This is a genomic window from Variovorax sp. P4_B11 (genome assembly GCF_056402355.1).
This window is the reverse complement of sequence record NZ_JBFUHO010000089.1, coordinates 1-15,343: the sequence shown is the minus strand read 5'-3', so window position 1 is coordinate 15,343 and position 15,343 is coordinate 1. Positions and strand designations below refer to the sequence as shown.

The 15,343-nt window shown below is 62.1% G+C and carries 12 protein-coding genes; 7 read left to right on the top strand and 5 right to left on the bottom strand.

Translation table 11 applies throughout. The features are described 5' to 3' along the window. Positions 1–3 precede the first annotated feature (3 nt). Positions 4–483, bottom strand: a complete 480-nt coding sequence (locus tag AC1DYD_RS37925) for an Lrp/AsnC family transcriptional regulator (protein WP_478177884.1) — start codon at positions 481–483, stop codon at positions 4–6. 133 nt (positions 484–616) lie between these two features. On the opposite strand from AC1DYD_RS37925, the gene glmS reads away from it, so the two are divergent. Continuing rightward, a complete protein-coding gene (glmS, locus tag AC1DYD_RS37920; protein ID WP_478177883.1) occupies positions 617–2,497 on the top strand; it encodes a glutamine--fructose-6-phosphate transaminase (isomerizing) in 1,881 nt (626 codons plus the stop codon). A gap of 353 nt (positions 2,498–2,850) precedes the next feature. Here the strand turns inward: glmS and AC1DYD_RS37915 are convergent, their stop codons facing one another. Next, on the bottom strand, positions 2,851–5,964 hold the full coding sequence (locus AC1DYD_RS37915; RefSeq protein ID WP_478177882.1) for an AAA family ATPase: 3,114 nt from the start codon (positions 5,962–5,964) through the stop codon (positions 2,851–2,853). A 14-nt stretch (positions 5,965–5,978) separates the two neighbouring features. Then, entirely contained in the window at positions 5,979–7,718 is a 1,740-nt protein-coding gene (locus AC1DYD_RS37910) for a hypothetical protein (RefSeq protein WP_478177881.1), read from the bottom strand. Positions 7,719–8,543: 825 nt separating this feature from the next. Here AC1DYD_RS37910 and AC1DYD_RS37905 point away from each other — a divergent pair. Together AC1DYD_RS37905 and AC1DYD_RS37900 are read left to right on the top strand one after the other, a co-directional pair. After that, the gene (locus tag AC1DYD_RS37905; RefSeq protein ID WP_478177896.1) at positions 8,544–9,407 is read left to right on the top strand and encodes a restriction endonuclease; all 864 of its coding nucleotides are present in this window, start codon (positions 8,544–8,546) and stop codon (positions 9,405–9,407) included. After that, a complete protein-coding gene (locus AC1DYD_RS37900; protein WP_478177880.1) occupies positions 9,371–10,150 on the top strand; it encodes a PIN domain-containing protein in 780 nt (259 codons plus the stop codon). Before AC1DYD_RS37905 ends, AC1DYD_RS37900 begins: the two co-directional genes overlap by 37 nt. Positions 10,151–10,392: 242 nt before the next feature. Here the strand turns inward: AC1DYD_RS37900 and AC1DYD_RS37895 are convergent, their stop codons facing one another. After that, on the bottom strand, positions 10,393–10,680 hold the full coding sequence (locus AC1DYD_RS37895; RefSeq protein WP_478177879.1) for a helix-turn-helix domain-containing protein: 288 nt from the start codon (positions 10,678–10,680) through the stop codon (positions 10,393–10,395). 362 nt (positions 10,681–11,042) lie between these two features. Between AC1DYD_RS37895 and AC1DYD_RS37890 the strand changes: the two genes are divergently transcribed. From AC1DYD_RS37890 to AC1DYD_RS37875, 4 genes are all read left to right on the top strand, one after another. After that, entirely contained in the window at positions 11,043–11,543 is a 501-nt protein-coding gene (locus AC1DYD_RS37890) for a hypothetical protein (protein ID WP_478177878.1), read from the top strand. Further along, positions 11,540–12,838 (top strand): AAA family ATPase, encoded by a 1,299-nt coding sequence (locus AC1DYD_RS37885; protein ID WP_478177877.1) that lies wholly within the window; start codon positions 11,540–11,542, stop codon positions 12,836–12,838. The genes AC1DYD_RS37890 and AC1DYD_RS37885 overlap by 4 nt, the downstream gene beginning before the upstream one ends. Positions 12,839–12,966: 128 nt before the next feature. Further along, positions 12,967–13,284, top strand: a complete 318-nt coding sequence (locus AC1DYD_RS37880) for a hypothetical protein (RefSeq protein ID WP_478177876.1) — start codon at positions 12,967–12,969, stop codon at positions 13,282–13,284. Positions 13,285–13,308: 24 nt separating this feature from the next. Then, positions 13,309–14,361 (top strand): metallophosphoesterase, encoded by a 1,053-nt coding sequence (locus AC1DYD_RS37875; RefSeq protein WP_478177875.1) that lies wholly within the window; start codon positions 13,309–13,311, stop codon positions 14,359–14,361. Positions 14,362–14,451: 90 nt separating this feature from the next. On the opposite strand, the gene istB is transcribed toward AC1DYD_RS37875, so the two are convergent. Next, positions 14,452–15,258, bottom strand: coding sequence for an IS21-like element helper ATPase IstB (gene istB / locus AC1DYD_RS37870; RefSeq protein ID WP_478177874.1), 807 nt, complete (start codon positions 15,256–15,258; stop codon positions 14,452–14,454). Positions 15,259–15,343: the final 85 nt, after the last annotated feature.

The window sequence follows — 15,343 nt, the reverse complement described above, 5'->3', positions numbered from 1 at the left end:
GCCTCAGGCCGGGTCGGGCAGCGGCAGTTGCGGCGCGAACTTGGCGCGGTGGACGCTGAAGAAGGCCTTGACGTTGCGCACGTTGGCGTCGCTCGTGAACAGGCGCTGCGCCAGCGCCTGGTAGCCGGGCATGTCGCGCACGGTGACGATCAGCACGAAATCGGGACCGGGCGAGACGCGGTAGCACTGCTGCACCGCGTCGTCCGGGGCCACCCGCCGCTCGAAGGCCTCCAGCGAGCCGGCGTCCTGCCGGTCGAGCGAGACCTCCACCACCGCGGTCAGCAGCGGACCGATGCGCGCAGGGTCCAGGATCGCGACCTCGCTCTGGATCCATCCGCCCTCGCGCAGGCGACGCAGGCGGCGCAGGCAGGTCGGCGGCGAGATGTCGAGCCGCTGCGCCAGCGACTGGTTGCTCTCGGAGGTGTCTCGCTGCAAGGCGTCGAGCAAGCGAAGGTCCGTTTCGTCAACGTCAAGAAGTTTCATAATAAGATAAATTATGGAATAAATAATCTATAGGTTCGCATGATGAAATATTAAAACAAAAAATATCTGTGCATGATTCCATATTTCGTTTGACGAGGCCTACCATCGCGGCTCCAACCGAAGGAGCAGTTCCATGTGTGGCATCGTCGGCGCCGTTTCAGGCCGCAATATCGTTCCCGTCCTGGTTCAGGGCCTGCAGCGCCTCGAGTACCGCGGCTATGACTCCTGCGGCGTGGCGGTGCACGCCCAGGGGCTGCAGCGCGCCCGCACCACCTCGCGCGTGGCCGACCTGCTGGCGCAGGTGCGGGACGACCACATCGAGGGCAGCACCGGCATCGCGCACACGCGCTGGGCCACGCACGGCGCACCGGCGGTGCACAACGCGCACCCGCATTTCAGCCACGGCCCGGGCGCCGAAGCCGGGGCGGTCCGCCCCGGGCGGGTGGCGATCGTGCACAACGGCATCATCGAGAACCATGAGGCGCTGCGCGCCGCGCTGCAGGCCAGGGGCTACGTGTTCGTGAGCCAGACCGACACCGAGGTCATCGCGCACCTGATCGACAGCCACTACGACGGCGACCTGTTCGAGGCCGTGAAGACCAGCGTCAAGCAGTTGCAGGGCGCCTACGCCATCGCGGCGATCTGCCGCGACGAGCCGCAGCGCGTCGTCGGTGCCCGCGCCGGCTCGCCGCTGATCCTCGGCGTCGGCCAGGAGGCCGGCGAGAACTTCCTGGCCAGCGACGCGATGGCGCTGGCCGGCGTGACCGACCAGATCGTCTACCTGGAGGAGGGCGACGTGGTCGACATCCAGCCGGGCAAGTACTGGATCGTCGACCGGGCGCACAAGCCGGTGGCCCGCACCGTGCGCACCGTGCAGGCGCACAGCGGCGCCGCCGAGCTCGGCCCCTACCGGCACTACATGCAGAAGGAGATCTTCGAGCAGCCGCGCGCGATCGCCGACACGCTCGAGGGCGTGGAAGGCATCGTGCCCGAGCTGTTCGACGGCGTCGGTGTCGATGGTGCGCCGGGCGCGGCCGCATGGCGCGTGTTCAAGGAGATCGACAAGGTGCTGATCCTGGCCTGCGGCACCAGCTACTACAGCGGCTGCACCGCCAAGTACTGGCTCGAGGGCATCGCGAAGATCCCGACCCAGGTCGAGATCGCGAGCGAGTACCGCTACCGCGACTCGGTGCCCGATCCGAGGACCCTGGTCGTGACCGTCAGCCAGTCGGGCGAGACGGCCGATACGCTGGCGGCGCTGCGGCACGCGCGCTCGCTGGGCATGGCGCAGACGCTGACCATCTGCAATGTCGCCACCAGCGCCATGGTGCGCGAATGCAAGCTGGCCTATATCACGCGGGCCGGGGTCGAGATCGGCGTGGCGTCGACCAAGGCCTTCACGACGCAGCTGGCGGGGCTGTTCCTGCTGACGCTGGCGCTGGCGCAGGCCAAGGAGCGGTTGAGCGAGGCCGACGAGGCGCGCTACCTGAAGGAGATGCGGCACCTGCCGGTGGCGCTGCAGTCGGTGCTGGCGCTGGAGCCGCAGGTCATCAGCTGGTCGGAGGACTTCGCGCGCAAGGAGAACGCGCTGTTCCTCGGGCGCGGGCTGCACTATCCGATTGCGCTGGAAGGCGCGCTCAAGCTCAAGGAAGTGACCTACATCCACGCCGAGGCCTACGCCGCTGGCGAGTTGAAGCACGGCCCGCTGGCGCTGGTCACCAGCGAGATGCCGGTCGTGACCGTGGCGCCCAACGACGCGTTGCTCGAGAAGCTCAAGAGCAACCTGCAGGAAGTGCGCGCCCGCGGCGGCGTGCTTTACGTGCTGGCCGACGGCGACACGCGGATCGAGAACAGCGAGGGCATCCATGTGATCCGCATGCCCGAGCACTACGGGGCGCTGTCGCCGATGTTGCACGTGGTGCCGCTGCAGTTGCTGGCCTATCACACCGCGTGCGCACGCGGCACCGACGTCGACAAGCCGCGCAACCTGGCGAAGAGCGTGACGGTGGAGTAGGCAGAGTTGGCCAGGGCGAGGGGGGCGTAGGTTTACTAAAGTTGTGGGATCTTTTGCCTAGGGAGCACCGCCGCTTTTACTAAAAAACTGAGTTGTGGGATCTCTCGACTAAAAACTCCGGCTCGGGGGGCTCATCTTGGCCTGAGCGGCCGCGAGGGGCGCTAAGGGCAACGGAAGAGGGGAAGGTGGATGCGCCCTGGATGGGGAGGATGCACTGCCCGGCTGTTCGCGAGTAACTTCAGCTTGAGGACTGAAGGCAGCCGTTGAGGGACGGCCGCTTGACGCTCCACTCGGCGAACGCCTTCTCACACTGGGCGTCGAGCTGCTTTTTGGCAGCGCGAATAGTGCACTCCTCAGGTCTCGGCCTTGGCAAGCGGCAGCGAGATGCGCTTGAATCGCTCTCCGCCAAGAAACTCGAACTTTCTCTGAAAAAGCGCAGCGAGGCGGATGTCTGCGGTCGCGAAGAAGACCTGCTTTTCGCCACGCAGCGCCACCTCTCGCAGGTAGTCCAAGAAGGACAGCGTGTTCAGGTCGTCAATATGCGCCACCGGATCGTCTATCAAGATGACGGGTGGCGCCGACTTCGCGCTGTCGTTCAGCGCCAGGAAGATCGAGAGAGCCAGTGCCGCACGTTGCCCGGTACTCACTTGATTGACGGCATGGATCTTGTGAGTCGTTCGATTGACGATGAGCGCGTCGCTGCTGAAATCACCCAGCGAATATTCTTGGGGTGAGTGAATCTGCGCAAAGATGCTGCTGACCCTCTCTCGGATTGAATCGAAGGCTTCCTTCGTGGCATCCTCAAGTGAGTGCTGCTCCACCAGCTTGGTCAACGTCTCGCTGGCCCTCAAGAGATTCCCTCGCTTCTTCGTGTCCCCTGCAAGCAACTCACTTGTCGTCGCGAGTTCGCGGCTGCGTTGATCCAGATTGTTCCGAGCCTGACCGTCCGCCTGAACCGCGTGCCGGGCCTTGTCGAAGGCCAATAAGGTTGACTCAACAGCAGCACCGACGTCGTCGAAGCTCGCCGTTGGAGCAAGCGCCAACGCCGTGACGACGTTCACTGCATACTGAAAGGCTGCCTCGGTCAGCCTTAGCGTCCTTTCCAGCATTGCGACTCGAGGAACAGTGCCAGCTGCGACGGAGGCGCCCAGGGCGACGTTGAGCGCGTCATCAATCTGCTTCGCCAATGCCTGAGCGTTGGTCTTGCATTCCGCGGCTTTCGCCACGGCCTCGGTCGCCTTTTCCCCGAGGTCGGCCAGGAAGCCCACGATTTCTGACTGGCTATTGACATCGACGCCGGATGGAAGCGTCGGTGCAATGCTCTCGTCGCGAAGTCGCTCCCAGCCCTCGGTCTGAAGTCCTTGTGCCTGCAGATCCCGAAGCAAGCCCTGACGAATCTGAACCTCGCCCGCCGCCGCGGCTAGAGCCGCGGCCGCCGCCCCAGCACTTTCAAGCAAAGAGCCGCAGGACGTGTTGAGCGGGATCTGAGACACCGTTGCAAACCTTGCGAGCGCGCCAATCGTCGTCGTGTCCTGGAGGCATCGGGCCGACTGCTCCCGCGCGATTTGCAGGTTTCGCCTAAAGCTCTCGGTCGCCCCAGCCTCCTGCGATGCAACGAGTTCGTCTAGCCGCAAGGACAGATCGGACGGGACGTGGTCGGTCTTGCAAACCGGGCACCGGGAGACTTCGCCACTTCGCTCAATGTAACCAACAGCTGCGTCGTGGAGGTCTCGCCGAAGCGTTTGCAGTGACTGACCCAGCTGCGTCGACTGAGCCAGCGCAACCTGCGCCTGCTTCTCGTGCTCCTGAGAGCTAGCGAGGCGCTCTGAGGCGATCTCCTGAGCATCGCCAACTCCCACCGCAACGTAGTCTGCAGCCAAAGGTGGGAGCGACTCGCCAGGCCAGTCGCGCAACACCCGGCGAAGCTGAGCGACTCGACTATTTGACAGCTGCAGGTCCCCAGCGAGTTCGGGAACACCAGCCTCGAGCAAACGGATCCAGCGTTCCAGCAGAGCCTTCTGCACTTCGTTCGCCTCAACGAACCTGAGCTCGTCTGCCTCGCGCTTCAACAGGATGTCACGCTCTCCCCCGAGCTTTTTGACCGTGTCTAGCGCCTCCTGCATGCGACGAATGCGTCCCTCGATGATTTCGGTCGTGAGCGGGGTCTCGACGACTGCCGACTGAATCCGACCAATGTCTTGACGCAATGTCTCAAGCTTGACCCTGTCAGTCTCATCGAGGCCACCGTCGACCGTGACTGGCCACGCCGGTGCGAGATTGCGAAGGCTCTCCCGATAGGCCGTCACCAAGTTGGTCGCCTCAGAAGGGGTCGACTTCAAACGCTCGACTTCGGCCTGGAGCAATGCCATCGACTGTTGCTGCTGGGGCAGCCGTTCGGTCAGTGTCTTGATCCGGCCCTTCAACTCTTCGTGCAGCTTGGAGAGGTATTCCCAGAGGCCAGACGTCTCCGAGCCGACCAAGAGCTTGTCCAGATCCTCCCGGATGTCCTCCGGCTTCTCCGCTGTCGACAGGCGAAACGCCGCATCTGTGTCCAAGAAATTGAAACGGGTGAAGGCTTCACTTAGAGCCGTCGCCTGGAAATCCGCGCGGCCGTACCACTTGTTGTTTCTGGCCTTCAACACAGCAGGCGTGGCTTCTGCCGAGATTTCTACAAGCGTGCCATCGCCGTTCTCGAACTTGCCCTTGACACCAGACACCAATGCGCTGCTATCACGTCGAATCCGACCACAGTAGAGGGCCTCTATCGCTTCGAGCAATGACGTCTTCCCGGTTCCGTTTGACCCAAGAATCAAATTAACGTTGCCAAACGAAAAGTTGAACCCGTCACTCGCCGGCCTGAAGGACTTAATCGAAACGATTCGAAGCATCCCCCGACCCAGCGGGTCGCGAACAGCACGAGGTACAGCCCGCGTAGGCAACGCTGCAAAGGCGTCACCATCTGCAATCTTGTCCAGAGTCGTCCTGCGTGGCGGCTGGCTCAGCAACAGGGCAAGGGACCCCTCCGTCAAGAGGTTTGCCCAAACCTGATCCACGTCGCCCAGCGGCGGCGCAGCGGTGCTCTCGTTTGCCGCTGGCTCACCCAGACGCAGCGCCAGATCGTCCGGCGCGATGACGAACTTGCGAGCGAAATGCCTGTCGCCCTCAATGCGGCTCTTGGCGCTCACGTATCTGTCGTTCCCAGTCGAATTTGGGCCTGCGACGAAGTACATGTAGCTGTTCCATCGCAAATCACCTTCAGAGTTGAAGAACTCCGACCCCAAAAGGTTTTCCTGGAACGACGTCAAGTCATCTGACCGCTGGACAATCTCGTCCGAGAGATCAAAGTAGGCCACGGCATAGGGCCGGCCTTCGTGGCGGCGCTCGGCGCGCAACACTCCACTACCAAGCTCCGTTACGTGCTCGAGACGCCTGGAGATGACGCTGCGGATGTCCTCGACGGTTGTCATGTGCGTCTCGATACTTAGTTGGTGTCGGTATTCAAAATGTCGCGTTCGTCTTCGAGCGCGTCGTCGTATCGCGTAAGGCCAGGCAGCCTCGCGAACGCCAACTCCCCGTATTGCCTGTACAGGAGGCACAGCCGCTTCTGATTGTCGCCGCCCTGCCGGCGCAGCAGGTCGATGAGCTTCGACGCCGCGTTCTCAAGGTCGCGATCACGCGGGTTGTCACCCAGGTAACAAACAAGCGCAGGCCTTGCTTCGTCACCGTGGACGTTGAACGGCCGACTCGCCGCGTCCCACTCGATTCTTGATGCCTTACCCACGCCCTGAATCTGAGCAGGCCACTCGTCGCGACGGTTCAGTTCATGTCGCAACTGAGCGACGGCCTGCAACCTCCGGTGTCGGAATTCCGCGGGCTTGTCGCCGGTGTCTTGCACGACGGTCATGCGCTGTACCAGCTCGTCGGCATCGATCTGAAACGAGTCGATCCTCGAAAGCTGCCGCCACTCGTCGCCTCCAGCGATGGCTCCTGCGGACAGCGCCAGCAACCGTTCGACGTTCAGCGGGCTCTGCGCGCCATGGCCCGGCAAGGCGGCAGCCGCATCAGCATTGGCTGCCATCAGCTCGTTGAAGCCAGCGCTTGGCTGGCTGGCCTGACCGACCCACGACGCATTGCCCGCGTTCCACTCGTAGCGAGACGTTCCTGATGGCCCATTCCTGTTGGCCAATACCGCCGCGCCCCTGGTCATCACCTTGGGAACGCGACACTCGAACACCGCTTCGTCGTAGTCGAACACAAGCGCGTGACGCCGCTCTTTCATGTACGTGTAATAGAGCCCGTTCTCGTGGTTCGGAAGGACAACGGCGTCTGCCTGCGCACAAGAGTCCTTGGGTAGATACCAGGTTGAGCCGCCAACCGCGGGCCATGCGTGCGTCTTACCCGCGTCATCGTGCTGGACAATCGTTCGTGCCCAGTTGAGGCAGAGGATGTGGCACTCAGAGGCCCTCGCGTCAAGCCTGAACGCCTCAGCGCGATACTTGCGGTACGTGTCGTTTCTCGGCGCAGGATTCAGCTGGATGTGAATGACGGTAGAACGATCAACGAGATCCGCGATTTTTGCATCGTCTACCGCCAAGGCGTCAGAGCAGATGAGTGTCACAAGACTGAGCGTCCCACATCCACCGCGCAAGCGATATACCGTCGTCCCGCGCCTGAGCCCGGCCTCTTCCAGGAACAGGTCGTCTCTCGACGGACATGTCTTGAACTGCACAAGGACGACGACGCAGTCCTGGCCGTTTGAGCGCTTCGAACTGAACACCAACGCAACGGGGTCCAGCAAATGTCGATCGGCCGCCAGTTGTTCGAGCGGCTCGTAGATGACCTCGCAATTGGCTGGAGCCTCCGCCTTGAAGCGAGCCAGCTCTTCCCCGCGGATGCTCTCGCACCCCAGAACCCAAAGGCTGCCAAGCTGCGGCGTGAGACCGGTATCCATGAGCTCCTTCAACGCAGCCCACGGAGTGAAGTATTCAGGCGCGACCGCCATATGTGCACCGCGGTCAAGTGCCAAGCGCGCGAACGCCAATGCTTTAGCAGCGCTGATACTCTGATCCAGCGCGCCGATTCGACCTTCGCCGCCCAGAATCGGCCCACTTGGTTGAAGCAGCAACGACGTGTAGCTGGCCTCCGTCGGCTTAAGCACTTCGAGCTCAGGCGATTCGATGCCTAAGCCGTTCAGTACCTCGCGTGCCTCTTGTATCCGCATGCCAACCATCTCCCCGCTTCGGCGCCGACCGACGCAGCTTCTATATTGTTTTGACTGTGGTCTTGCGTGGCCTACAAGTCAGCAAATTCGCGCCCGTCGCAACGCGCGACGCGCGGCGGGTCGAGACCCTAACAACCTCTGTAAAAATGTAAACTCCCAGCCGCACCCGACATGCCTTGGGGACCGTCCCTGGCTGCCCGGCGACTGTGAGTGCCGATATTAAGACGACCCGCTTCAACTCCATAGCTGACGCAGTGAATTCGAGAAGCCTCGCTATCCGCTACAAGAGAGGGTTCGACTACCCGCGGCAGCAGGGGCCTCAGGGCCTACGATGCAAGTTCTGGCATCCGCAAACGTTGTCCCTGGCGCTCTGACACCGTGTTCGGCTGGCAAGTATTCGGTTGCGAGGGGCATCCTCGGCAGCATAACCGTCGGCCGATATGACCGGGCGCGGTGGGCCCACTGGGGCAGGACGGGCCTTGGAGGCACTGCGTCGCTGACGGCTATGTAGCGGCCGCAGCCCCGAGGACGGCGCTTCGAAAACAAAAGCGACGCCAACGGGCAACCCGAAAGCCGTCATTGGGGATCGGCTGCTTGTTGGCCGATCGCTCAGCATTGCGTCCCCAACGACAGCTACCGCTGCATAGCAGCCGCCGATGCTGTGCTCGACGGTTGAACCCAGCCTCCCTGTATCGAATTTTCGGCTAGTCCGAAAGCATTCATCGTGGCTAGTAGCCCACAGCCGGCTGTGCAGTTCTCCTCAGTTTTGTGGAGGTGAATATGCCTCTCCGCAGCTTGCGGGCCGAATGGCTCAAAGAATTGCCGATGCCCCGTCGAAGAAAAGCCAGCCCCGCCGAGAACCTGATCGACCTGGTCGCGCTGATGCCCTGGTACGTTGGCGTCGTCCTGGCCATCGTCAGCTACATGTTGCTTAGTCAGATAGCTGCAGCGCCATTGGTTGCGCCCAAGCCGGGTGACGTGACCGGTGCGATGGTCGGGGCCGTCTGGCGCGGCCTTGCCTCTGCCGGGCAATATATCTTGCCGCTCATCTGCATCGTAGGTGCTGCGGCTTCGATCTGGCGGCGCAGTAAACGTCGATCTTTAATGGACAGCGCGACGCGTTCCGACGCCGCTGGCGGCTTAGATGGGATGAGTTGGCGTGAATTCGAGATGCTCGTTGGCGCGGGGTTCCGCCTGCAGGGCTACACCGTTGCGGAAAACCACAAGCCAGGCCCGGACGAGGGCATCGATCTGATCCTCCGCAAAAGCGGTGAGCAGTACCTCGTACAGTGCAAGCAATGGCGCGCCTTCAAGGTCGGCGTACCCGTGATTCGAGAGCTGTATGGCGTCATGGCAGCGAAAGGTGCCGCCGGCGGGTTCGTCGTTACCTCAGGCCGGTTCACCGCCGAGGCGGAGGAGTTTGCGAGCGGGCGCAACGTTCGGCTCATCGATGGCCCCAAGCTGCACCAGTTGCTCAGGCAGGCCAAGGGTGGGGGTGTCGTAGGTCACTCTGAGGACGACGTCGCAGGACGACCCGTCGACCCGCAGCCTAGCGCGGCGAAGCTAGTCGCTCCGACGTGCCCCAGGTGCGCCCAGGCGATGGTCAGACGCACCGCGAAGAAGGGTGCCAACGCCGGACAAGATTTCTGGGGATGTTCGAGCTACCCCCGCTGTCGCGGCACCGCATAGGCATGGCGACCGGCGTCCACTTGCTGGTAGATCTGGAAAACGTCCAACCTTCCCCAAAGGAGGTTGAGGCTTGGCTCGGTGATGGCGGAGAGGCATGGGTCTTCTACGGCCCGAACCAGCTCAAGCGCAAGGCGGGCTTCGAACTCGACAGCCCGCGATCGACGCTCATTCCGATCTCACGCACAGGCTCGAACTCGCTGGATTTCCACTTGGTGTTCTACCTCGGCTATCTGGCAGCGAAACATCCGTCGTGCCGGTTTGTCGTTCTTGCCAAGGACACCGGCTACGACCCGCCGATCGCCCATGCACGAACGCTTGCATTCTCCGTGCGCCGCATGAGTTCGCTGCCGGCTGTAGCCAAGCTGGCTGGCAAACCTTCAAAGGAGGATGCGACTGCGCCATTGAAGAAGCCGAAAGCCGCAGCGGTTCCTAAGAAGGTGATCGTGAATGCCCAGGTCTCGCAAAGTCAGAATACTCCGGCAGCACACCAAGGCGCACAGCGGTTGCCCGCGAGCACAAGGTCGACGGCGAAGCTGCCGATCGCAATGTATCGAGCCCTTCTCAAAGATTTCAAGGCTCCGAACCGGCCCAAGAGCTTGTCGGCCTTGAAGCGCCATATTCAAACGAAGTTCGGCCCCGCCCCCGTGCCTCAAAAAGTGCAGTTGCTCATAGAGCGACTGCTAACCAGCGACGTGATCAGCTTGGTAGATGGCAAGCTGAGCTACGGGTCACCGCAAGCTTGATGCAAGACGTGACCTGCTACGTTGTCCGGCCCTGCCTGTGCGCGAAGATGCGTCGACAATTTGACGAAAAGCTAATTCCGTAACGGACTATTGGCACGGATTCGGGCGGCGGTGATCGTTCGCTTACCGATGTTGCGCAGTAGCGTGAAACGCCAATGGACGAATCCATGGGGGACCGCCATGGTGATGCGGGCTCTGCGACCTGCGAACCGGACCCTCGAATCGATAGCCCGCGACGTTTTCTACGATGTACTAGAGGGGCTCACCAAGGCTGCGCTGCGAAGTTCCTTTTTGTACCTCTTCGAAACCGCGGTTATCAGGACGGCCGGATCGACATCGAGCCCCTCGGCGATGCGATAGACGCTCGACAGCGAGGGCATCGCCACTGCTCGCTCCACTTTCGCCACAAAGGTTCGATGGATTTCCGCCACGAGAGCGAACTTGTCTTGGCTGAGTCCGAGCGCCAACCTGCGAGCTTTCAGCTCGGCTGCAAATGCCCGGAGCAACGCCGGATCCTGGTCGGAACGCATGAGACGAATCTCGCCTCTTGCGCGGTTTCGCGCACCAGCCTATCGGGTTCAAAATGCTAGAGCGCGTGTGCATATGCTCGGCGGTGATCGGCTGCAGCCAACTGGTGAAGACCATCTTGTTACCACAACTTCTTGAGCTTTTAGGCACCAGCGTATAAGATACAGGACGCATAGCGAAACGATTCAGTGGCGATCGGGTCGAAGTCGGGGACATCGGCAGGCTGCGGTTATGGGTCTCGCGCGACTCAACGCGGACGCGCTCGCACGCGTGCTTGGAGCTACGACGAAGTCCCTTGAGCCGCAGGACCAATCGGCGGCGTCGAAGGCTTGATCGCCTGCACGCCCGCGATGGAGTGACCAGCATGAACGGTGCTCTTTTGAAAGCGCGCTTCCCGTACATGTTCGAAGGTGACCACGTTGGACTCACCTTCTATCGGGGCTGGACGCCGATTCTGGGCCGCGCGTGCGAACAGATCGACCGGCTCCTGCCTCCCAGCAAACTTGGCTTTCGCTGGGTCCAGCTTCGAGCCGACCAAGGCTGCGGGCTCTTCTTGTATGTGTTGGGCGAACTTCGAACGTTCGTGGTCAACCTCGAGGGCGATTCCCGCCGAGCCATGCTGTTCGCGGCTTACGATATTGCCGCCGACCTAACGCCCGAGGTAGATCGCGTCGTACTCGAGGCTGAGCGTGTAACGAGCACTGCTTGCATGGTGTGCGGTCGGCGCGCCGAAGCCGCCAACTATTTTGGAACCGAGCTCACGTTGTGCAGCTTGCACGAGCCCGGGGCACTTGGGCGCGGTGGCGATGAAGGTCTTGAAGGCTTTTGGCGAGAGGCGGTCGAGTGGGAGGCCCATCCATCGTGAACGCGAATCGCCGACGAACGTCTGCAGGGGCCGACTCCGACGATCCGGAGGGCTTCTCCTTGTATCGCACCGAGGCGTTTGAAGACTCGCATCAGGGCGTGGAGATCTTGCTTCCCATCGCGCTGCAGTGGCGCCTGGTCGAGGAACGTCGGGCGTTGGCTCGAGCACGTGAGGAAGAGAGGAACGCCGCGGGGTTGGCGCGTCTGCTGGCCGCACGTGACGCTACCAGGGCTCCTTCAACGAACGTTGCTCATTCGCCTGCAGGATCAGAGGACCGACTCTCTTTCATCAAGCGGTTTGAGCGAGGCGTGGCGCGTCGCGACCGGAAGCGACATCACCCCGTGCTGAAAGCTGAAGAGGTCCTGCGTGTGCTTGCCAAGACGGCAACCTTGCGGAACAAGGACGAGCACAAGCGAGAGCTTGAATTGATGGAGAAGGTGAAGTCCCTGGGTGCCCTCAGGGAGGTTGCAAGTCCAACTCGTTATCCGGATCGATGGGCCCGGTCGGTGGACGGCTTGCGCGCATCCCATCCGCACTTTCTGCATGTCACCGACTTCGTCGTCGAGCACGTAGCGCTGGCGATGAGCAGCAGGGGGCCGCTTTCGATCCCCCCGCTCCATTTGTGGGGGCCACCGGGGATCGGCAAGTCTCACTACGCGAACGACTTGGCGATTGCACTTGGTGCGCCGCTGCGGCGGCAGTCAATGGAGAACGCCCAAACCACCTCTTTGCTGCTAGGCACTGAGCGGCACTGGAGTACCGCATGTCCCGGCGCGGTGTTCGATGAGATCGTGCTGGGGAAGTTCGCGAACCCGGTGTTTCTGATCGATGAGCTCGACAAGGCGCCGGCAAACTCAACGTATGACCCTCTGCGGCCGCTTCATTCCTTGCTTGAGCCGTTCACAGCTGCGACCATCCGCGATGCCGCGCTAGATATCACATTCGACGCAAGCCTGGCCATCTACATCGCCGCCTCCAACGACCCAACCAAGATTCCGGAATCGCTGCGATCGAGGTTTTCGGAGTTCCACATTCCGCTTCCCCACGGAGAGGACGCCCTTCAGATCGCGCAGGTTGTGGCGGCGCGCACTATTGAAAAGCTATCCGTACCAGACTTCCTCCCGCCGGAACCAAGGTTGGCATACCGGCTCGCCCACCTGACGCCTAGAGGCATTCGAAAGGCGATACAGCGCGCGGTGGCCCGTGCCATCGTCAACGACCGCAAGTACCTCAAACCTTCTGATCTGCCCGCCGATGTGCTTGACGAAGACGGGCCAAGGGTCGTACTTCACTGACGTGGGGAGGAGACATGAGAGCCGGACGACGAAGCGGTTCCTACGATGCGCATGCAGCGAACTCGGCGGCGAAGGACATCCTGAAAGCTGGAGCAGATGTACGAAGTGCCCGCCTCGCAGCAGCCGACATGCTCACGATCAAGCAGGCTGCGAGCTTGCTCAACGTTGAACCTTCGACTGTTCTGGCCTGGTCTCGGCGCAGTCAGTGCATCGCCATTGTCGACACCGAAGGAAGCCTTCGACTCCCGAAGTGGCAGTTTCAGCCGGAAGTATGGCTCGTCATCGAAGACGTTGTGGAAGCCCTTGGGACCGCTGACGGCTGGCAGGTGCTGTTCTTTCTGGAGAGCCCCGCCGACTCCCTCGCAGGACTAACGCCCCGCACCGTCCTGGAACGCGGCGCGAGCGTCGAGCGAGTGCTGGCTGCTGCTGTCGCCCATGCTCACTGAGGTGCAAACGTGAGGCTCCTCATCTTGTCCGACCTTCACGCTGAGTTCGAGACCTTCGAGGTCCAGCCCGGCCTCGACTACGACGTGGCCATTCTTGCGGGCGACATCGTGGCGCCAGGGCGGGCCGTGGCTCGTTGGCTGCGAGCGCCGGCGCGCTTCGGCAACAAGCCCGTCGTTCAGGTCGCCGGCAACCACGAATACTACGGAGCGGTACTGCCTCAAGAGCTGATCATCATGCGCTCCGAGGCGCGGGATCAGGGAGTTCACTTCCTTGACTGCGACCAGGTCGTGCTTGCCGGCGTGCGCTTCCTTGGCTGCACGCTGTGGACCGACTTTCGGCTACGCATTGACGATCACGGATTCGCAGGTCGGCCGGTACGTCTCCTGTCTGACCGATACCGCTCAATGGCGGAGTGCTCGCGCCATCTCGCCGACTACGTGGCCATCCGTGTCGAAGATCTGCACACCACGAACTCGATGGGAACGCGGCGTTTGGTCCCGATGGACACCTTGCAGATACACCGGCGACATCGATCCTGGTTGCGCGCGAAGCTAGAAGAGCCGTTCGACGGGCCGACGGTTGTTGTGACACATCATGCGCCACATCGAGGATCGCTCGCCCCTAGGTTTGCAGACGACTGGGCTTCCGGAGGCTTCGTAAACGAAATGCGACCCGAGTTCTTCAGGGTCCCCAGGCTCTGGGTGCACGGCCACACCCACGATAGCTTCGACTACGAAGTCGAGGACTGTCGGATCGTATGCAACCCTCGCGGGTACTTAAACTGGCATGGCGAGTTCGAGAACAAGGCATTCAATCCTGGCTTGGTGGTGGAGGTCGAGTTCCCCATGAAGGAAAGGAATCGTGCGGCGAGTGCCGAGGCCTCATTGTTGGTCCTGGCTACCCAGGTTTTCGGTGTCGACGCCCGCGCTTGGTTAGAGACCCCACATCATCTCCTCTCGGGTGTCGGCGCCGATTCAATATTGACCACCTGTGCCGATTCAATCTTGACCAGGGGTTGGAGGCCGACGTTTCGGTCGTCGGCTGTGCATAAGTCTAGTGCTCTTGTTGTTTGTTGACCTCCTCGATGCTGCATGGATCGCGCGGGGGAAGCCGCGGAGGGCGTAGCCTGTAGCGGATTCCCCCGCGCGGCCCGACCTGTTCTCCCCTCAGTTGGCCGCCTCCGGCGGAGTCGGTGGATCGGCCTTGCGAGCCTGCTCGCGCGCCTTGATCCGCTTCTTGGCCACCGCGCTGCTGTGCAGGAACCGATGACTCTCATTGCCCGTCTCCACGATGTGGCAATGGTGCGTAAGCCGGTCCAGCAATGCCGTGGTCATCTTTGCGTCGCCGAACACGCTGGACCACTCGGCGAAGGTCAGGTTGGTCGTGATCAGCACGCTCGTGTGCTCGTAGAGCTTGGACAGCAGATGGAACAGCAAGGCCCCTCCGGCTTGGCTGAAGGGCAGGTAGCCCAGTTCGTCCAGGATCACGAGGTCCATGCGCAGCAAGCTGCTGGCAATACGCCCGGCGCGCCCCTGAGCCTTTTCCTGCTCGAGGGCGTTGACCAGGTCGACGGTCGAGTAGAACCTCACCCTTTTGCCATGTCGCGTGACGCCAGCCACTCCGATGGCAGTCGCCAGGTGCGTCTTCCCCGTGCCCGGTCCACCGACCAGAACTGCGTTGTGCGCCACCTCGGTGAACTCGCCTTCTGCCAACTGGTGGATCAGCTTGCGATCCACCGGCGAGACGTCGAAGTCGAAGCCTGCCAGGTCGCGGTGCACCGGGAACTTCGCCGTATGCATCTGGTGGCTCACCGAGCGCATCGACCGGTCCGTGCTCTCCGCCTGCAGCAGGTGCTCGAGCAACCAACGCGAACTCTCGGTGTCCGCATTCGCGCCTTGCTCGACCAGATCGCCCCAGGCGCCGGCCATGCCGTGAAGGCGCAACTGTTTGAGTTCGACGACGAGGTCACGCATGGCGCACCTCCGGCACGATGTCGCCGGCTCGCAGGCTGTCGTAGCGCGCCGTGTCTGCCCTCGGCGGCTCCAGGATCTGCAGGGC